At 63.0% G+C, this 18,696-nt stretch carries 19 protein-coding genes; 11 read left to right on the top strand and 8 right to left on the bottom strand.

Annotated features, from left to right (window positions below; translation table 11 throughout):
• Positions 1 to 17 precede the first annotated feature (17 nt).
• Both AC0L2A_RS04760 and AC0L2A_RS04755 read right to left on the bottom strand, forming a co-directional pair.
• Positions 18 to 461: a hypothetical protein gene (locus AC0L2A_RS04760; RefSeq protein ID WP_473607779.1), complete on the bottom strand. Its 444-nt coding sequence runs from the start codon at positions 459 to 461 to the stop codon at positions 18 to 20.
• Positions 445 to 714, bottom strand: a complete 270-nt coding sequence (locus tag AC0L2A_RS04755) for a hypothetical protein (protein ID WP_473607778.1) — start codon at positions 712 to 714, stop codon at positions 445 to 447. The genes AC0L2A_RS04760 and AC0L2A_RS04755 overlap by 17 nt, the downstream gene beginning before the upstream one ends.
• A gap of 216 nt (positions 715 to 930) precedes the next feature.
• Between AC0L2A_RS04755 and AC0L2A_RS04750 the strand changes: the two genes are divergently transcribed.
• The 5 genes from AC0L2A_RS04750 to AC0L2A_RS04730 are packed head-to-tail and all read left to right on the top strand — an operon-like array spanning position 931 to position 5,842.
• A complete protein-coding gene (locus tag AC0L2A_RS04750) occupies positions 931 to 1,212 on the top strand; it encodes an acyl carrier protein (protein WP_023802974.1) in 282 nt (93 codons plus the stop codon).
• A gap of 53 nt (positions 1,213 to 1,265) precedes the next feature.
• Positions 1,266 to 2,453 carry a beta-ketoacyl-ACP synthase gene (locus AC0L2A_RS04745; protein ID WP_473607777.1) on the top strand — a complete coding sequence of 396 codons (1,188 nt, stop codon included), beginning with the start codon at positions 1,266 to 1,268 and terminating at the stop codon, positions 2,451 to 2,453.
• Between the two features lie 19 nt (positions 2,454 to 2,472).
• Positions 2,473 to 3,744: a beta-ketoacyl-ACP synthase gene (locus AC0L2A_RS04740; RefSeq protein WP_473607775.1), complete on the top strand. Its 1,272-nt coding sequence runs from the start codon at positions 2,473 to 2,475 to the stop codon at positions 3,742 to 3,744.
• Positions 3,745 to 3,779: 35 nt separating this feature from the next.
• Positions 3,780 to 4,808: a zinc-binding dehydrogenase gene (locus tag AC0L2A_RS04735; RefSeq protein WP_473607774.1), complete on the top strand. Its 1,029-nt coding sequence runs from the start codon at positions 3,780 to 3,782 to the stop codon at positions 4,806 to 4,808.
• A 38-nt stretch (positions 4,809 to 4,846) separates the two neighbouring features.
• On the top strand, positions 4,847 to 5,842 hold the full coding sequence (locus AC0L2A_RS04730; RefSeq protein WP_473607773.1) for a lipid A biosynthesis lauroyl acyltransferase: 996 nt from the start codon (positions 4,847 to 4,849) through the stop codon (positions 5,840 to 5,842).
• Between the two features lie 124 nt (positions 5,843 to 5,966).
• On the opposite strand, the gene AC0L2A_RS04725 is transcribed toward AC0L2A_RS04730, so the two are convergent.
• Complete coding sequence (locus AC0L2A_RS04725; RefSeq protein ID WP_473607824.1) at positions 5,967 to 6,593, bottom strand: TetR/AcrR family transcriptional regulator; 627 nt, start codon at positions 6,591 to 6,593, stop codon at positions 5,967 to 5,969.
• Positions 6,594 to 6,689: 96 nt separating this feature from the next.
• Here AC0L2A_RS04725 and AC0L2A_RS04720 point away from each other — a divergent pair, with 96 nt between their 5' ends.
• Positions 6,690 to 7,307, top strand: a complete 618-nt coding sequence (locus AC0L2A_RS04720) for an SDR family NAD(P)-dependent oxidoreductase (protein ID WP_473607771.1) — start codon at positions 6,690 to 6,692, stop codon at positions 7,305 to 7,307.
• A gap of 223 nt (positions 7,308 to 7,530) precedes the next feature.
• Here the strand turns inward: AC0L2A_RS04720 and AC0L2A_RS04715 are convergent, their stop codons facing one another.
• Positions 7,531 to 8,427: a LysR family transcriptional regulator gene (locus AC0L2A_RS04715; protein ID WP_473607770.1), complete on the bottom strand. Its 897-nt coding sequence runs from the start codon at positions 8,425 to 8,427 to the stop codon at positions 7,531 to 7,533.
• Positions 8,428 to 8,522: 95 nt separating this feature from the next.
• Here AC0L2A_RS04715 and AC0L2A_RS04710 point away from each other — a divergent pair, with 95 nt between their 5' ends.
• Positions 8,523 to 9,728: an MFS transporter gene (locus AC0L2A_RS04710; protein WP_473607769.1), complete on the top strand. Its 1,206-nt coding sequence runs from the start codon at positions 8,523 to 8,525 to the stop codon at positions 9,726 to 9,728.
• Between the two features lie 103 nt (positions 9,729 to 9,831).
• Complete coding sequence (locus AC0L2A_RS04705) at positions 9,832 to 10,029, top strand: LysR substrate-binding domain-containing protein (protein ID WP_287257832.1); 198 nt, start codon at positions 9,832 to 9,834, stop codon at positions 10,027 to 10,029.
• A 160-nt stretch (positions 10,030 to 10,189) separates the two neighbouring features.
• Here AC0L2A_RS04705 and AC0L2A_RS04700 read toward each other — a convergent pair whose 3' ends face one another.
• The 3 genes from AC0L2A_RS04700 to AC0L2A_RS04690 form a co-directional block, all read right to left on the bottom strand.
• The gene (locus AC0L2A_RS04700) at positions 10,190 to 10,972 is read right to left on the bottom strand and encodes an ATP-binding cassette domain-containing protein (RefSeq protein ID WP_091598255.1); all 783 of its coding nucleotides are present in this window, start codon (positions 10,970 to 10,972) and stop codon (positions 10,190 to 10,192) included.
• Positions 10,965 to 13,220: an ABC transporter permease gene (locus tag AC0L2A_RS04695; RefSeq protein ID WP_236377147.1), complete on the bottom strand. Its 2,256-nt coding sequence runs from the start codon at positions 13,218 to 13,220 to the stop codon at positions 10,965 to 10,967. Before AC0L2A_RS04695 ends, AC0L2A_RS04700 begins: the two co-directional genes overlap by 8 nt.
• Positions 13,221 to 13,303: 83 nt before the next feature.
• Positions 13,304 to 14,386, bottom strand: a complete 1,083-nt coding sequence (locus AC0L2A_RS04690; RefSeq protein ID WP_128182840.1) for a substrate-binding domain-containing protein — start codon at positions 14,384 to 14,386, stop codon at positions 13,304 to 13,306.
• A 246-nt stretch (positions 14,387 to 14,632) separates the two neighbouring features.
• Here AC0L2A_RS04690 and AC0L2A_RS04685 point away from each other — a divergent pair, with 246 nt between their 5' ends.
• On the top strand, positions 14,633 to 16,036 hold the full coding sequence (locus AC0L2A_RS04685) for a selenium-binding protein SBP56-related protein (protein ID WP_128176814.1): 1,404 nt from the start codon (positions 14,633 to 14,635) through the stop codon (positions 16,034 to 16,036).
• Positions 16,037 to 16,120: 84 nt separating this feature from the next.
• Complete coding sequence (locus AC0L2A_RS04680; RefSeq protein ID WP_023802988.1) at positions 16,121 to 16,702, top strand: hypothetical protein; 582 nt, start codon at positions 16,121 to 16,123, stop codon at positions 16,700 to 16,702.
• Here the strand turns inward: AC0L2A_RS04680 and AC0L2A_RS04675 are convergent.
• Positions 16,699 to 17,127 (bottom strand): L,D-transpeptidase, encoded by a 429-nt coding sequence (locus AC0L2A_RS04675; protein ID WP_023802989.1) that lies wholly within the window; start codon positions 17,125 to 17,127, stop codon positions 16,699 to 16,701. The genes AC0L2A_RS04680 and AC0L2A_RS04675 overlap by 4 nt on opposite strands.
• Positions 17,128 to 17,355: 228 nt before the next feature.
• On the opposite strand from AC0L2A_RS04675, the gene AC0L2A_RS04670 reads away from it, so the two are divergent.
• On the top strand, positions 17,356 to 18,636 hold the full coding sequence (locus tag AC0L2A_RS04670; protein WP_473607767.1) for an acetylornithine deacetylase/succinyl-diaminopimelate desuccinylase family protein: 1,281 nt from the start codon (positions 17,356 to 17,358) through the stop codon (positions 18,634 to 18,636).
• The last annotated feature ends 60 nt before the right edge of the window (positions 18,637 to 18,696 follow it).

The raw sequence follows: 18,696 nt of genomic DNA, 5'->3' as shown, positions 1-18,696 counted from the left end.
GCACCTGGCGTTAGATTTCACACTTGCAGCCGCGCATCAATACGGAGCTTCCATCCCTCGATCATGTGCGCGAATGCCTCCTCCGTCAGTTCGGACAGATACGATATTCCTGCCGCGTTCAGGGCAGTGAACGTGTAGGCAATCGACGCCTCCGTGCCTCCGTCAGCGGTCGGACGGCAGGCCACCTCGACAAATCCGAAACGCGTATCCGGCGTCACCCGGACATAGCGGATGCGATGCGCCACGGGGTCCCAGTCCGTGCAGGCCCAGAGCGTGGTCTCATCACCGTGAGCGGTCCTGAAGACCATGCCCTGGCGCGTCTCCCCGTCTTGTGGATGCAGAAACTCCGGATCCCAGCCGTCCACCCACAGGGTCTCCCCAGTCGGCGTGAACAGCGGAAAGACGCGGTCGATCGGCCCCGAAAGCACGATGCTGTGGCTGCGCTCAAGATGGTTGGTCATCCCCCTCCCCGGCGATTTCCACCAGACGGTGGCTGTCCGCTGCGCCAAGCTCCATTCCGTAGATGCGCTTCAATTGGCCGATTGTTTCCAGGGTCGTCGGGGAAAACGGCGTCTGGCCTTCGAAGGCATGCAGCACGATGCCCTCGATGAGTTCACCCAGGCTCATGTCGCGATGCTCGGCCAAGGCCTTGAGCACCTTCACCAATCGTTTTTCCAGGCGAACCCCGGTCTGCACGCGTTCGACGGTGGTCATAGGATTTCCGTACCATGGTACACTGGTACATGCAATGACCAGAGATGGGATGGTTGCGGCATATCGCCTGGAGGGTCGCCAACGGCTCTTCTTGCGTTTACGGAGTGGGTATCCCATCTGCGCCCGGCGTTCAGGCCTTTTCCTGCCCGGAAAAACCGATTAGACAGCGCGCAAACACCAGCGGACAGATTCCGCCCGCAACCGAAGGAAAAGCCCTTGTCCACCACGTTCGACAAAGTCGCCAAGATCATCGCCGACACCAGTGAGATCGATATCGACACGATCACCCCTGAAAGCCACACCATCGACGATCTCGGCATCGACAGCCTCGACTTCCTCGACATCGTCTTTGCCATCGACAAGGAATTCGGCATCAAGGTGCCGCTGGAAAAGTGGACGCAGGAGGTCAATGACGGCAAGGCCTCGACCGACGATTACTTCGTCATGAAGAACCTGTGCGCCAAGATTGACGCGCTTGTCATGGCAAAGAACGCCTGAAATGGCTTGTCTTCTAGCCTGACCCACAACAGCCGCCCCATGAACCCTCGCCCATGAGCCCCCACGACGTCGTCATATCAGGCATCGGCCTTGTCTCTTCGCTGGGAGAAGGTCCGGATGCGCATTGGCGCAAGCTCGTCCAGCCCGGCCTGGAGCCGGTGCTCGAAGCCGTGCGCTTCTCGCCCTACACCGTCCACCCGCTGCCGGAGATCGACTGGAACCTGCAGATCGCCAAGCGCGGCGACCAGCGGCAGATGGAAACCTGGCAGCGGCTCGGCACCTATGCCGCCGGCATGGCGCTGGACGACGCCGGCATCAAGGGCAATGACGATCTCTGCACGACGATGGACATGGTGGTGGCTGCCGGCGGCGGCGAGCGCGACGAGGCGGTCGACGCCGACATTCTCGCCGCTTCGGAAAGCCGCAACGACCGCGACGTGCTGCTCAACGAGAAACTGACCACCGAATTGCGGCCGACGCTGTTTCTGGCACAGCTTTCCAACCTGCTCGCCGGCAACATCTCAATCGTCCACAAGGTGACCGGCTCGTCGCGCACTTTCATGGGCGAGGAAGGTGCCGGCGTCGCCGCTGTCGAGACAGCCGCCGCGCGCATCCGCTCCGGCCAATCGACGCATATCCTGGTCGGCGGCGCATTCCAGACCGAACATTCCGACATGCTGCTTGGCTATGAGCTGGCCGGCTACCTGCATCGCGGCCCCTGGAGACCGGTCTGGCAGAGACAGGGCCTGGACGGCGGCGGCGTGGTGACTGGATCGGGCGGTGCGTTTCTCGTCCTGGAACAGCGCGAGCACGCGATCAGCCGCGGGCGAAAGATCTATGCCGAACTCGGCCCGGTCGTATCCGGACGCGCCATACGCCGGCAGGGCGAGCTCGATGCCGAGATTGCCGCGCTGCTCAGCCAGGCGGCACTGCCGAACGGCGAGCTGCTGACGATTTCAGGCGCTTCGGGTGCCCATGCCGCGACTGCTGCCGAGAAATCGGCGCTCGACGCCAATCCGGCGATTGCCGCACGCGGTTTTTCGACGCTGACCGGCCACATGAAGGAAGCGCAGTTTCCCTTCGCCGTGGCGCTGGCTGCATTGGCTGTCGAACGCAAGGCCGCCTACCCGGCTTTTGACGCCGCCAGCGAGAAGCCGTTCAACGGCATTCCCAGGACCGTGCTTGCAACGGCGATCGGCTATCACCAATTCGAGGGCATGGCGTTGGTCAACGCCGCCTAGAGGGTTTTGGGACAAAAACATGGCCAATCTGAACGACCACATGGGCAGGCCGATCGTTGCCGTCACCGGCATCGGCGTGGTGACGTCGCTGGGCGTCGGCAAGGCCGACAATTGGGCAGCGCTCACCGCGGGCACGTCCGGCATCCATCCGATCACCCGCTTTCCGGTCGACCATCTGAACACCCGCATCTCCGGCACGGTCGATTTCCTGCCGTCGAGCTCCAAGGGCGCTTCCCTTCTTACCTACGACCTCGCCGAGATCGCCGCGCAGGAAGCCGTGGCCGAAGCCGGCCTTGATTGGGGCGATTTCGGCGGACCGCTTTTCCTCGCCTCGCCGCCGGTCGAGCTCGACTGGAGCGAGCGCTTTTCGCTGTACAATTCCGACAAGCACGACATCGGCGCCGAACGGCTGCTTCGGGTGGCGCGCGGCTTGAAGGGGCTCGATGTTTTCGAGACCACCCAGTTCGGTTCGATCGCCGACCGGCTCGCCGACCGTTTTGGCACGCGCGGCCTGCCGATCACGCTGTCGACAGCCTGCGCCTCGGGCGCCACCTCGATCCAGCTCGGCGTCGAGGCGATCCGCCGCGGCGAATGCGACCGGGCGCTGTCGATCGGCGCCGACGGCTCGGCGACCGCCGAGGCGCTGATCCGTTTCTCGCTGCTTTCGGCGCTCTCCACGCACAACGACATCCCCGAAAAGGCGTCAAAACCGTTTTCCAGGGATCGCGACGGTTTTGTCCTTGCCGAGGGTTCCGGCGCGCTTGTGCTGGAATCGCTGGAGGCGGCACTCGCCCGCGGCGCGACGATTCTCGGCATCCTGCGCGGCTGCGGCGAGAAGGCCGACGATTTCCACCGCACCCGCTCGAAGCCGGACGGCTCGCCGGCGATCGCGGCGGTTCGCGCGGCGCTGGCCGATGCCGGCTTGGGCGAAGACGAGATCGATTATGTCAACGCCCATGGCACCTCGACGCCGGAAAACGACAAGATGGAGCATTTGTCGCTGTCGACCGTGTTCGGCGAGCGGATCGGCTCGATGCCGATCTCGTCGAACAAGTCGATGATCGGCCACACGCTGTCGGCGGCCGGCGCCGTCGAGGCGGCGTTTTCGCTGATGACCATGCGCGAAAGCGTCATCCCGCCGACCATCAATTACGACAATCCCGATCCGGCGATCGTGCTCGACGTGGTGCCGAACCAGAAGCGCAACGCCGAGGTCGGCACGGTGCTGTCGAACTCCTTCGGCTTCGGCGGCCAGAACACCTGCCTTGTCATGGCGCGGGAACCAGTCTAAGCGACCGTTCTTCGCCAACAGAACCGACAGGCCCAATGCGCGCTTTGCAACTTATCGAGGACCGCCGCCTTGAAACGGTGGACCTGCCGCTTCCGCCGCAGCCTGCGCTGGGCGAAGTGACGCTGCGCATCAAGGCCGTGGCGCTCAACCATATCGACGTCTGGGGCTGGCGCGGCATGGCCTTCGCCAAGCGCAAGCTGCCGCTGGTCGTCGGCGCCGAAGCCTCGGGCGAGGTCGAGGCGGTCGGCGCCGGCGTCTCCATGCTTGTCCCCGGGCAGCTTGTATCGATCTACGGTGCGCGCACCTGCGGGCTTTGCCGCGCCTGCCGCGAAGGCCGCGACAATCTCTGCGAGCATGTTTCGGGCGTGCACGGCTTCCATCTCGACGGCTTTGCGCAAGAGAAGATAAACCTGCCAGCGCGCCTGCTGGTCCCTGCCCCGCCCGGCGTGACCGACGTCGGCGCCGCCGTCGCGCCCGTCACCTTCGGCACGGTCGAGCACATGCTGTTCGACAACGCCAGGCTGCAGCCCGGCGAAACCATCCTGATCCATGCCGGCGGCTCGGGCATCGGCTCCGCCGCGATCCAGCTGGCGAAGAAAATGGGCTGCACCGTGATCACCACGGTCGGCTCGAACGACAAGATCGACAAGGCGAAGGCGCTTGGCGCCGATCACGTCATCAACTATCGCGACGACCGTTTCGAAGGCGTCGTGCGCAAGCTGACGAAGAAGAAGGGCGTCGACATCGTCTTCGAGCATGTCGGCGCCGACACCTTTGCCGCCTCGATGCTGTGCCTGAAACGCGGCGGCCGCCTGGTGACCTGCGGCTCGACCTCGGGCGTGTCGACGCAGATCAACCTGATGCAATTGTTCCAGCAGCAGCTGAAGCTGCTCGGCTCGTTCGGCTGTCGCATGCAAAACATGGCCGACGCCATGCAGAAAATGGCGGCGGGGCTGGTTTCTCCGGTTATCGACACCGAAGTCGGCTTCGACGGCATCGAGACCGCACTGAAGCGCATGGAAGGCCGCGACGTGTTCGGCAAGATCATCCTGCGCGTCGGCTAGACCATGATGCTGCTGTCTGAAAACATCATGGTCTAGGAATGGTCGGCAACGCCTTCAAGAAGCTCCGCCGGGACCTGGCGTTCCGCCACGGCAGGCGGCTGCGCCAGTTCAATTACTGGCTGCTGGCGCGCCTCGCTATGACGATGATTTGGCTGCTGCGTCTGCTGCCGGTCGACAGCGCGCTCAATTTCGCCGACCGCGCCGCCCGCCGCATTGGTCCGTGGGTGGGGCGCCACAACGTCGCCATCGCCAATCTGCGCAAGGCTTATCCGGAAAAGAGCGACAAGGAGATCCAGGCCATCGCCTCCGACATGTGGGGCAACATGGCTCGCCTTGCCGCGGAATACGTCTTTCTCGATGCCCTGTTCGACTACGATCCCGCCGCGACAAAACCGGGCCGCATCGAGGTCAAGGGGGTCGAGCACTTCGTGCAAATCGCCGGCGAGCAAAAACCGCATATCATCTTCACCGGGCATCTCGGCAATTTCGAGCTGCTTCCGGTGGCGGCAGCCACTTTCGGCATGAACATCACGGCGCTGTTTCGTCCGCCCAACAACCCCTACCTTGCCGACTACATCCTCTCGACTCGCCGCTCGACCATGGGCTCGCTGCTGCCCTCCGCGACCGGCGCTTCGTTCGCGCTGGCGGCCATCCTGGAGAAAAGCGGCAATATCGGCGTGCTCGTCGACCAGAAATTCTCGAGCGGGCTCGAAACGACTTTTTTCGGCCGCCCATGCGAAAGCAACCGGGTCCTGGGCACCCTGGCGCGGCACTATGACTGCGATGTCTATCCGGCGCGCTGCGTGCGCCTGCCGGGCAACCGCTTCCGGCTCGAGATCGAGGACAAACTGATCTTGCCGCGCACCGCCGGCGGCAGTGTCGACGTCCATGGCACCACCCAGCTGCTCAACGACGTGGTCGAGCGCTGGGTGCGCGAGGATCCCGGCCAATGGATGTGGTTCCACAAAAGATGGGAAATCAGCGGCCCGCGCGGGAAGCACAAGCGGGCGAGGAACCGCGGCGAAGCCGCCTGAGTAGAAGTGAGTGACAGCAATTATTGTTGGCAATGTTCTAATTGCGCCACCGACCCCGCCCGGTTGCCGAGGCGGGTTTTTGTTTGGTCACCGATCACTCGGTGGCCTGTCCTGGCAAGACCAATCAGCCAACCGAAGGGGCGCCATAGCGAAGCCCATCCACCAGCAAGCCAACCATGCGTCGTGCCTGGTCGGGGCCGCCACCATAGCGATCTGGTGAGCAGAGCCTGGCAACAGCGAACAATAATTCTTTGGCATCAACGCCCGAGCGAACATCGCCCGCTTCGGTCGCGGCATCCAGCAAGGTCTGCAGCGCGGGCCGAAGTTTCTCAAGAAAATACAGCGGCAAGGACTCATATGCCGGATCACCTGAGGAAAAGGCCGCGGCGAGTCCACGCTTGGCAGCGATAAAGTCCACGTAACGCTGCATCCATCGGGCGAGCGCTTCGCCGGGTTCATATTCGGCGGCAATGGCAGGTGCAGCATTTGCGCAGGCATCCACTTCGTTACGGAAGACCGCCACGATCAGGTCAGAACGCTGCGGAAAATGCCGATAGAGCGTACCCACGCCAACGCCGGCCTTATCGGCGATCTCTCGCACCGGAGCATCGACCCCCGAAGCCGCAAACACTGCCATTGCTGCTTCGAGCAGCGCCTTGGAGTTGCGTTGCGCGTCCGCACGCACGCGCCGATCCGTCGAGTTTACCGGCTCCAAGCCACCGCCCCGCTGCTCCGATTTGTCGTCCATGATTTTTCCACTTGATAAACGGAACAATGTTCCGTATAAAACGGAATGCGGTTCCGATTGGGAAAATTAGCACAGCATGGCGCCGTTGCCTACACGTCAATGCAAAAAGAGGAGATCACCATGCGGGTCAAACCTATTGCCCTGGTCACTGCGGCCAACAAGGGGATCGGCCTCCAGATCGCCAGGGACCTGGCCACGCACGGCCTCACCGTGCTCGTGGGGTCGCGTATGCTCGAGCACGCGGAGACGGCTGCAAAGAGCGTCGGAGCGGATGCCCGCGCCCTCCAACTCGATGTCACGAACCAGGCCTCGATCGCCGCCGCGGCAAAGCGCATCCGTAACGAGTTCGGTCGCCTCGACGTCCTGGTGAACAATGCAGGCACTTCCGATGCGGGAAAGCAGGGCATCTCGCATGCGGCGTCCCTCGACGAGGGACGCGCAGTGTTCGAGACCAACGTGTTCGGCGTCGTCGCCGTCACGCAGGCGATGTTGCGGCTGCTTGGTGAAGCGCCGGCGGCACGCATCGCCAGCGTCGACCCGTCCAGTCCACAGCGCGCATTGTTCGGCCCTGTTTACAGCCCCTCGGAGACTGCCCTCGATGCGCCGACGCTCGCCTTCGCCATCGAATTTGAGGACGCCGGCGCCGACGCTGCCTGCCCCGGCTTCACTTCGACGAACCTCAACAAATTCGAGGGCACGGCCGAACGGGCCGCGTGAGCCCTTCGTCCCACGCTCCTCGACGCGAACGGTCCGATGGGCACGTTCCCGAGCCAGGACGGGCCGTTCCCGCGGCGGTCTCGTCCCGATTGCGTGAAGATTGACCCGGCAGCGCACTGACCGCATTCAAGGGCCAAAGCGCCGGGAGAGTGGCGGCGCACCCTGGCTCCGGTGCCGATCGAGCCAGCACCCTGATCTGCGATCTTGGGGCGGGTCGAGAGGTCTATCGAGATTGGTACCGGAAAGCCGCGACAAAGGCTGCAAAGGCGGGCGATTGATTGCGTCGGCTGGGGTAGTAAAGATGATAGCCCTGGAAGGTCGGGCACCAGTCGGCAAGGACTTCCTCGAGCCGACCATTCTCAACATAGGGTTGAACAAGATCCTTCGGTGCATAGGCCAAACCAATGCCGTCGAGGGCCGCGTCAAGCGCCGGCGCGATATTGTTCAGGGTCAGCTGGCCGTCCACACGGACGCTGAACTCGCGTCCGTTCTTCCCGAATTCCCAGGCATATAACACGCCTGAGCTGGGAAGCCGCAGGTTGATGCAGTTGTGGTCGGTCAAGTCCTGAGGGCTTTTCGGCGCAGCCCGACGAGCGAAATAATCGGGTGAGCCGGCGACGCAATAGCCGACATCGGGACCAATGCGAACGGCCACCATGTCGCGGGCGATTGCCTCGCCAAGTCGAACACCGGCATCGAACTGACTCTCGACGATGTTGGTGAAGCCGTTGTCGACAATGAGCTCCACGTTGATGTCCGGGTAGTCTCGCAGGAACGCTGGCAGCCTGGGGCGAAAGACCAGATTGACGGCATCATCGGGGCACACGATACGGATCTGGCCCGAGGGCTGGCCGCGCAGGGCGCTGATCGCGCTGATCCCGGCGGCAATGCTTTCGAAATGCGGCTCGATGCTTTCGACGAGGCGTTCTCCGGTCGCCGTGGGCGCCACATCGCGGGTCGTGCGAGAGAGCAGACGGACGCCAAGCCGTTCCTCCATTGCCCTGATCGTATGGCTGAGGGCCGATCGGGTAACACCCAATTTGGTCGCCGCTCGTGTAAAACTGCGCTGCCGAGCGACTTCAAGGAAGGCTCGCATCTCACTGAACTCGTCACGCGGCATTGGTGAGCTCCGTTCACTACGACATGCAGATTATAGCCGCTAGTCTGACAAGACCAGCCCGGCTACCTAGTCTGTCGACGGACAGGAGCGCACGAATGGCTATCGAACTGACACTGGATGACACGCTGGCGGTTGAAGGGGCGGTAACGCCATGGGCCGCCGTCACCTGCCTCTCGCTTTTGACCTTTCTCCTCGTCGGCCTGGAGTTCATGCCGGTGAGCCTGTTGACTCCGATTGCGCAGGACCTGGCCATCTCGGAAGGCCAGGCCGGACAGGCAATCGCCGTGTCGGGGCTCTTTGCCGTGATCACCAGCCTGTTCGGCAACGCACTCCTGGCCAGGTTCGACCGGAGAACGGTCGTCCTGCTGTACACGGCAGTGCTGGTCGCATCGAGTTTGGCTGTTGTCCTCGCCCCCAACTTCCTGGTGTTTCTGGCCGGACGGGCCCTGGTCGGGATTGCGATCGGCGGCTTCTGGTCGCTCTCCACGGCCATTTTGGCGCGTCTGGCCTCAGGCTCCGACCTGCCCAAGGCGATCGCCCTGCTGCAGGGCGGAACTGCATTGGCGATCGTCATCGCCGCACCGCTCGGAAGCTTCCTCGGCGAATTGATCGGGTGGCGGGGCACCTTCCTCGTCACAGTCCCGGTCGGTCTCGCGGCGCTCATCTGGCAGTTCGCCGTTCTGCCGAAGATGCCGCCAATGGAGGCCGTTTCGGTATCCAGCATGTTCCGTCTGCTGCGCAATCGGACATTCACCATCGGCATGGCCGCAACTGGACTCGCATTCATGGGGATGAATTCGCTGTCGATCTATCTGCGCCCATTCCTTGAAAGCGTCACCGGCCTCGACGTGAACGTCCTGTCGCTGGTGCTCCTGGGCCTCGGCCTAGGAGGCCTGGCGGGACTGTCCATCGCCGGCTTTGTTCTCCGGCGAAACCTCACTGCCGTGCTGATCGGGCTGCCGAGCGCGCTTGCGCTCCTCGCCCCGCTCCTGATCGCAGTGGGACCGGTGCTTTGGGCCACGGCTTCGCTTCTGGTTCTTTGGGGGCTGTTCAACACCCCGATTCCGGCGGCGTGGGGTACATGGATGGCTCAGATCATTCCCGACGATCTTGAAGCTGGAGGCGGGCTGCAGGTCGCTTTGATCCAGTTCGCCATCGCCGGCGGCGCTTCCGCGGGCGGCATGCTGTTCGACACTGCCGGCTGGTGGAGCGCCTTCCTGCTCGCCGCCGCCCTGCTGGCGGGCTCAGCCCTGCTCGCCGCTGCCGCCAGCCCTCGCGCTGCTGCGGTGCAGAACCTTTGATCGCGGAGGGACAGCGCCCGGACAGCGCCCCCCTCTGTCCGGCAGGACAGAGGGGGGCGCGATGGATCACTACAGAGCGCTTTTATTCTGAACCGCCGCATTCTTGGCTGGGCTGGGCATTGCTGCGCTGCCCGACTTCCTTACCGACGTGCCGATCGCGGAGGGTACATTGAGACAAGTGATGGCGGATTATCCCTCGCCAGAGGCGGGGATCTATGTGGTGCGGCCACCTGGCGGGATTGCGCCCAGAAAGGTGCGTGCGCTGATTGACATCCTCATCGAATGGTTCGGCGCCCGTTGAGCGCAATCATTGCGACCTTCGGGTGGTGATCGCGGCGCAACGGCGAGAAAGCGCAGCCAACACCGGTCCCTTCGCCATCTCGGGCACAATCTCGATGGACTTAGAACGGGTGGTTTTAGCCGCATTTCTGCGACGCCAGGAGAAAAGTGATCCTGATCGGTCAAAGCATTGCCTCATCGGCCGTAAGTGCATGCTCTCGCGTGCCGGACACGATGATCTCCAGGACCTCATGCTCGTCGGTGTTTTTGATGTAGCGATCGCCGACGTTCTCGCCGCGCTTAAGCACCATCACGCGGTCGCCCACAGCGAAGATGTCAACGAGGCGGTGGGAGATGATGATCTGGGCAACGCCCTGTTTTTTCAGTTCCAGCATGGTTTCGAGCAGCCGCTCGGTCGCCATCACCGAGAGATTGGCGGTCGGCTCGTCGAGTATCACCACGCGCGGCTGAAAGGAGATAGCGCGGGCAATCGCCACCGATTGCTGGCGGCCGCCCGAAAGGCTCTCGACCTTTTGATAGACGGAGTTCACGTCGACCTTGAGCCGCTTCAGCACACTGTCGGCTTCCGCGTACATTTTCCGCCGATTGACGAAAAGGCCCCTGCGCGGCCAACGGCCAAGAAAGATATTCTGACCGACATCCATATTCCCGCAAAGCGCGAAATCCTGGTAGATCATCTCGATGCCGGCGTCGCGGCTTTCGTGCGGGCTCTTGAAGTGCACCGGCTGCCCGGCGACGAAGATCTCGCCGCCCGCGTCGCGCTGGTAGGCGCCGGTCAGGATCTTCATCAGCGTCGACTTGCCGGCCGAGTTGTCGCCGACGAGGCCCAGGATCTCGCCGGGATAGAGCACGAGGTCGACGTTGCGGAGCGCCTGCACCGCACCAAAGGCTTTTTCGATGCCCCGCATTTCTACGATCGGTGCGGGCCTGGTCGCGTCACGCATGGGTCGTTTCCGCCGTTCTTGTGCGCCGCGCGAGGCGCGCCCGCAGGCGGCCGAAGATGTTGGCCTGGCGCACCCAGATGTCGATCAGCACCGCCACGATCAGGATGCCACCGATGAAGACGTTGATCCAGTGCTGCGGCATGGTAAAGCCTTGGACGTTGAGCTGCAGCAGCGCCCGGATCAGGGTGATCACCGCCGCCCCGGCGAGCGCCCCGATCACGGTGCCGTAGCCGCCGAAGATCGAACCGCCGCCGATGATCACCGAAGCGATGGCGTCGAGCTCGCGGAACTGGCCGGCTACCGGGTTGAAGCTGCGGAAGTAGGCGACGTTGATGATCCCGGCCATTGTCGCGCAGAGCGCCGCCAGCATGAGCGCGAAGAACCGCACCCGGTTGGTGTTGATCCCGGCATAAGCGGCGGCGCGAATGTTGCCGCCGGTCGCATAGACCTTCTGCCCGAACGGCATGTAGGCGAGCACGACGCCGGCAATGAGGGCGACCAACAGCATCCAGATGGTCTGGACGCTCACCACCTCGGCGATCGAGCGCAGCAGCCCGTCCGGCAGCGAGATGCGGTAGTGCAGCAGGATGTCGTTCACCTTGCGGCCAAGCAGGTTGTAGCCCTCGGGCCAGCCGGTGAGCTGCTGCCCGGCGACGAACCAGGCGGCGAGGCCGCGGGCGATGTAGAACATGCCGAGCGTGGCGATGAAGGCCGGCAGCTTGAAGCCGACGGTGACGATCGCGTTGACGAGGCCGGCGCACATGCCCGCCAGCAGGCCCATCGCCACGGCGGTCACGGGGTCGGCGCCGAGGACCTTGAGGAAATAGGCGGCTGTGCTACCGGCGAGGGCAAGCACCGCCCCGACGGAGAGGTCGATATCGCCGGCGGCGATGACGTAGGTGAGCCCGATGGTGATCAGCGCAAGCTCGGTGTAGTTGAGCAAGATAGCGAAGCTGTTGGACAGGTTCCACCAGTAGTCCGGCCGGAGCGCGAGGCCGGTCAGCCACAGGAGCGCGGTCAGGATGATGGCGAGCGCGTCGCGCCGGGCGAGGAACTTGCCGAACCCGGTGGCCGACAACGCCATGTCGGTCGCCATCGCGCCCTTGGTCTGCACCCCCTCGATCGCGATGCCGCCGATCTCGTAGGCCGGTGGCGGCGGCCGGCCGCGGAGCCAGGCCCAGAGGCGCCCTGCCACCTGGCGGCGGATGAGATAGGGCTCGATGAGCACAGCGACGACGAGTAGCAGCCCGAGGAACACCGGCACCGCGCCGACCGGTAGCGAGAAAACGGCGTTGACCGTGATCTCCTCGTCGCCGATCTTGATGATGCGCGTGATCGGCCAGCCCTCGCGCAATACCTTGTCGAGCAGCACCACCAGAAGGGCGCCAAGGCAGGATCCGGCGACCCGGCCGCGGCCGCCGAGGATCGAGGCGCCGCCGATGATCACGGCGGCAATGACGGTCAGCTCACCGCTGACGCCGTAGAGCGGCGTCACGCCCTTGTCCTGCGCAGCTGACATCAAGCCGGCCAGCGCGGCGCAGAGCGAGGAGATCAGGAAGGCTCGGATGCGCACCCAGTTGGTCGGGATGCCGGCATAGGACGCCGCCTGCTCGTTGCCGCCGGTGGCGAAGGTCTCGTAGCCCCAGCGCGTCTTGGCAAGCACATAGGCGCCGATCACGGCGACAACGAGGAAGATCACGATCTGGTTGTTGAAGCCGAGGAGGTTGGTCTCGCCGAGGTGAAAAAAACCCGGATAGCCGGTCGCCTTGGCAGGGTAGTAGATCGCCTGGCCGTGAGTGAGCGCCAGCACGAAGCCGCGGCCGATGAAGAGGACGGTCAGCGTGGCGATGAACGCCGGCACCTTCAGGATGGTGACGAGCACGCCGTTGATCAGCCCGATCAGCGTGCCGAGCAGCAGGCAGAGGATCGCCGACGTGACGACGCCGAGGTCAAGGAAGTTCGGCGCGAACAGCCTGGCAAAGACGACGGCGACCAGGCCGTAAGTTGAACCGACCGAAAGATCGAGGTCCTTGTTGACGATGACGAAGGTCACTCCGACCGCGATGATGGCAACCCGCGAGGTGTCGCGGAGCAGCGAGTGAAACGCTCCTGTTGACCCGAAGAACGCGGGATTGACGAGAGCGCCGCCGAGATAGAGCAGCAAAAGCAAGGCAACGAGCCCCACCTCCCAGCCGCCGACAATCTGGGACGGCGCACGGCCGAGCGATGTGGTCGCGGTAAGCGCCATGGTCTCTTCTGGTCGATTTCCTGCTGCCGCATTGCGGGAGAGCCTGCGCTCTCCCGCAAAGATTTCAGACGTTCCGAGTGGACTCAGTTCTCGAAGCGCTTGCCGACATCCTCGACAGTCTCCTTCGTCACCAGTTGGGCGCGTGTGTCGAGGTTGGCCGCCGCGATGCCGCGGTCGATCTCCAGATAGAGCTGCATGACCGGCCAGAAGCCCTGCAAGAAGGGCTGCTGCCCGAGCGCGCCGGTCAGATCGCCGCTCTTCATCGCGTCCTGCTGGGCCGGGCCGAGGTCGAAACCGTAGGCGCAGATCTTGCCGGTCATTCCGGTCTGAGCGACGGCCTTCGCAAGCGCCGGCGTGAACACGTTGTTGCCGGCGAACGCGCCTACGACATCGCCGCGCGATTCGAACAGCGTCACGATGCCGTTCACCGGGTCATTCGGATTGGTGTCTATACCGGTGTTCTCCGGACCCGCGTCGACCTTGAAGGCATCAAGCTTGCCGGCATCCTTCAAGCCCTTGACGATGGCGTTGAAAGCCGAAGTGACGCGGTTGTTCACCTCGATGTTGCCCATTGCGGTCGACGACGGCAGGACGATCGAACCCTTCTCTATACCCTTGTCCGCGAGGCACTTGACGAGCGCCTCGCCGGCGATTGCGGCAGCGGAGGCGTCCTGGCCGGTGTGGCCGATGCCGCTGCGGTTGAGGATCGTGCCGTCAAAGGAATTGGTCGTAGCGACCGGTATGCCCTTCGCCTCGGCGGCCTTGACGATGTCGTTATAGGCGCCGACCTGCGGCGTTGTCATGATCAGCCCGTCGATCGTCGGATCCTGCACGATCTGGTTCAGGATTTCGATCTCGCGGGCAGGGTCGTCAGTCGGCGATTCCGAGCCGAGCAGCAGGACCTTGGCGCCGATCAGGTTGCCGGCGACGGTCGCGCCGACGTAGACCGGATCGAAGAAGCCATTGCCGGCAGTGTGTGTCACGATAGCGAATGTGAGGTGACCATCGGCCGAATGGAAGTCCTTGGTACCGGGGGCCTCCTTTGCGGCTTCTTCGAAGCTGTAGCCGCCGACCGCCTTGTCGACGCCGCCCGATTGTGCGTAGGCGTTCGATACGCCGAGCGATAACGCCGCGGCACATGCCGCGAGCGAGAAAATACGTTTCATGATTATCCTCCCTTGCAACCAACGGTCGGAAGCCGTTCGGGCGCATTTATTCAGGATTCCGAATGCTCCCTCCCACCCCGTATATTCTGCCCAAAGTCTGCCCACGTAAATAGTGCCAGCGCGACGCGGTGTCAGACAGACGAGGAGACTTGGTGTATTGTGATCCCTACCTGGGCCGCATTTCAAAAGGGAGCGACACGGAGAGCACCAAAAAAAGTTTCACAAACGCGTAGGGAGGATACCGCGATGAATCTGCGACCAGACCCCACATTCTATCCGTCACCTAGGCTGGCTATGGAAGGGCCGCCGGAAACTCTGGCCTACACGTTGATGCTTAGCCCGGACTTCTCGCAACCCGACGGTTTGGCTGTGGTGAATGTCGATCCAAATTCGCCGGATTTCGGCAAGATCGTCCACACTGTGATCATGCCAAACAAGGGCGATGAGTTTCATCACTTCGGCTGGAATGCGTGTTCTTCGGCGCTATCACCACTGACTGGCCACGCCTTTTTGGAGCGTCGTTATCTGATCATTCCGGGCATTCGTTCGTCGCGCATCTACATAATTGATGTGAAGGGCGGGCCGACAGCCGCCAAGATTCACAAGATCATCGAACCCGCAGAAGTCTTTGCCAAGACGGGCTATTCCCGCCCGCATACGATCCACTGCGGACCCGAGGGCATCTATGTCTCGACCCTCGGCGGCGGTGGCAAAGACGGTACCGACGGTCCTCCGGGCATTTTCATCATGGATTGCCAGACCTTCGATGTCATTGGCCGCTATGAGATAGATCGTGGCGCCCAGGACAAGCACTACGATTTCTGGTGGAACCTGCCGCGCGACTACATGGTCAGTTCCGAATGGGCCCTGCCGCCGCAGTTCGAAAACGGCATCGTCCCTGAGGATCTACTGTCCAACAAGTACGGCCACCGCATGCATTTCTGGGATCTGCGTGCGCGTAAGAACATTCAGACGATCGATCTGGGCGCCAATCACCAAATGGCGCTCGAAATCCGCCCGGCGCATGATCCAGTCCAGCAATACGGCTTCTGCGGCGTTGTGGTCGATACCACCAATCTCGAAGGCTCGATCTGGACTTGGTGGCGCGACGCGGATGGCAAGTTCCAGGCCAAGAAGACGGCGGTCATCCCACCTCAACCGGCCAATGCCGACGATCTGCCGGATCTTTTGAAGGGTTTCTCGGCGGTGCCCCCGCTGGTCACCGACATCGACCTCAGCCTCGACGACAAATATCTCTATGTGGCTTGTTGGGGTACGGGTGAAATGCATCAATACGATGTCAGCGACCCGATGAAGCCGGTTCTGGCGGGCAAGGTCGAACTGGGTGGGATCGTCAAGAAGACCAAGCACCCCTGTGGCAAGGTCTTCGGCTATGGGCCACAGATGGTCGAGATTAGCCGCGACGGCAAGCGTGTCTATTGGACCAATTCGCTCTATTCGACCTGGGACGATCAGTTCTATCCCGGTGAGCGCGGCGGGGCGATGGTGAAGGCCGATGTTGGCGCCAATGGTGGCCTGACGCTCGACACCAACTTCTTCGTCGAGTTCCCCAAAGGCTATCGAACGCACCAGATCCGACTTGAAGGCGGCGACTGCTCTACCGACAGTTTCTGCTACCCATCGGCCTAGGTGTCGCCCGAACTCCTTTCGACCACAGCCGGCCTCTGGTTTGCTGTGGTCGCCAGCGGGATTTACCATGGCGTAAACCCGGGTATGGGCTGGCCGCTTGCTGTTTCGGCCGCCCTGATGGAACGGCGAGCCTATGCGCTGCCGGGCGCACTTCTGGCGCTGGCGTTCGGGCATCTTGTGGCCATGACGGTGGTCCTCTTGCCCTTCGCGCTGATGACCATGCTGGTTGATTGGCAAACCGAGATCCGCGTTGGCGCAGGTCTAATTGTCGTCGCGCTCGGAGTCTGGCTGCTCTTCAACCGGCGGCATCCTAGATTTCTGGCGCGCGTGCCGCCGTCGCGACTGGCGCTCTGGTCCTTTCTCGTCGCCGTCGCGCATGGCGCCGGCCTGATGCTGGTGCCGATCTACCTCGGCCTGTGCGGCGTCGTTGAAACGGATGCCGGGCACCGTGCCGCGACCGCCCTCATTGCACGAACTGCAGCGCTCTCGATCGGCGTGGCAGCGGTCCACACCGGCGCGATGATCACTGCGGGCGGCGCTTTGGCCTTCGGCGTCTATCGGTGGCTGGGATTAAGGTTTCTTTCGAAAAGCTGGTTTGATCTGGATGTGATCTGGGCGCTAAGCCTGGTTCTGGTCGGGGCGATCGGCGTGTTTTCCGCGCTCTAGTTGGTCACGACGATCCGCGTGTTGCGAAAGCCGGCCTGCCGCACCATCGAATAGAAGGCGGCGGCATTGGACGGGTGCAGTCGCACGCAGCCATGCGACGCTGGGCGCCCGAGAGATTTTACTGCGCCTGTGCCATGGATGGCATAGCCGCCGCGGTAGAACACCGAATGAGGCATCGGCGACATGTCGTATTTGCGCGAATACCACATCCGTGCCGTTCGTTGCGGCCGGTAGCTGCCGCGCGGCGTGATATAGCCTTTGCGCGCCGTGGATACGCGCCATCGGTAGACCGCCCGGCCGTACCTTACAGTCATCGTCTGCGATGACACGTCGATCCTTGCAACCAGCTTGGCTGCCCAGCCCTCGACCGAAGAACCGAACAGCATCGTTGCCAGTGCCGCTGCCATGAGAACGGTCTTTTTCATGCGATCAAACCCCTTTGATTGCCCTTGCCTGCCTGCCTTCACGCTATTCTTCATCCTTTAATCGCAAGTGAATGAGGTAACCACACACCTCTGACGAATTCACCAATCCAAAGCAGCGAATTTGAACGATTTCCCGCGATAGTTGCCGTGGCGACATGTAACCACATAACTAGGGCGCAACCCGCCAACAGGCTTGCCAAAACGCACCGTTGGCTGCTCAATCGTCGAATGAACGAACTCCTGCTGAAAGCGGTCGATGATCGGGTCGACGACCTGGTCGCGCTGACCGCGGACCTGATCCGCTTTCCGACCATCAACCCGCCCGGCGAGGCCTATCGGCCATGCGCCGAATACGTCGGAGCGCGGCTGAAAAAGCGCGGTTTCGAAGTCGAATTCATCCGCGCCGAAGGCACGCCCGGCGACACCGACCGCTACCCGCGCGTCAACGTCGTCGCCCGCTTCGATGGCCGCTCGCCCGGCGCCTGCGTGCATTTCAACTCGCATATCGACGTGGTCGAAGCCGGCGACGGCTGGAGCCTCGATCCCTTCGCCGGCATCGTCAGGGATGGCAAGGTCCATGGCCGCGGCGCCTGCGACATGAAGGGCGGCCTGGCCTCCTCGATCATCGCCGCCGAGGCCTTCATGGAGGTTTTCCCCGACTTCCCGGGCGCCATCGAGATTTCGGGCACGGTCGACGAGGAGTCCGGCGGCTTCGGCGGCGTCGCCCATCTGGCAAAGCTCGGCTATTTCTCCAAGCCGAAGGTCGACCACGTCATCATCCCCGAGCCGTTGAACAAGGATCGCATCTGCCTTGGCCATCGCGGCGTCTGGTGGGCGGAGATCGAGACCAAGGGCGAGATCGCGCACGGCTCGATGCCGTTCCTCGGCGACAATGCGGTGCGCCATATGGGCGCCCTGCTAAGGGCTTTCGAGGACGATCTGTTCCCGGCGCTCGACCGCAAGGTGACGCGCATGCCGGTCGTGCCCGACGGGGCCAAGCGCTCGACCATGAACATCAACTCGATCCATGGCGGCCAGACCGAGGATTTCCGGCCTGGCCTGCCCTCGCCCAGTGTCCCCGATTCCTGCCGGCTGACCATCGACCGCCGCTTCCTGCTCGAAGAGGATCTTGGCACGGTCAAGCGCGAGGTGACCGATATCCTCGACCGGCTGAAGCGCGAGCGCAAGAAATTCGACTACGAGATCCGCGATCTCATGGAGGTGCTGCCGCTGATGACCGAGCGCGATGCGCCGGTGGTCAAGGCGGTGGCGCGGGGCATCATGGAGGTATTCGACCGCGAGCCCGACTACGTGATCTCGCCCGGCACCTACGACCAGAAGCACATTGCCCGCATCGGCCACATCTACGACTGCATCGCCTATGGCCCGGGCATTCTCGACCTCGCCCACAGGCCCGACGAATGGGTGGGGATATCAGACATGGTCGAATCGGCCAAGGTGATGGCGATCGGGCTCAACGTGCTGCTGAGCGGCGCGGGCGCTCGGTAGCCGGTGATGGGCGGAAAAACATTCCTGCCGGCGCCGCCGGAAAGCACGAAACGCAATTTA

Source organism: Mesorhizobium sp. WSM4844 (assembly GCF_055811775.1).
Note: the sequence above shows the minus strand (reverse complement) of the source record. Positions and strands in the feature narration are given on the sequence as shown.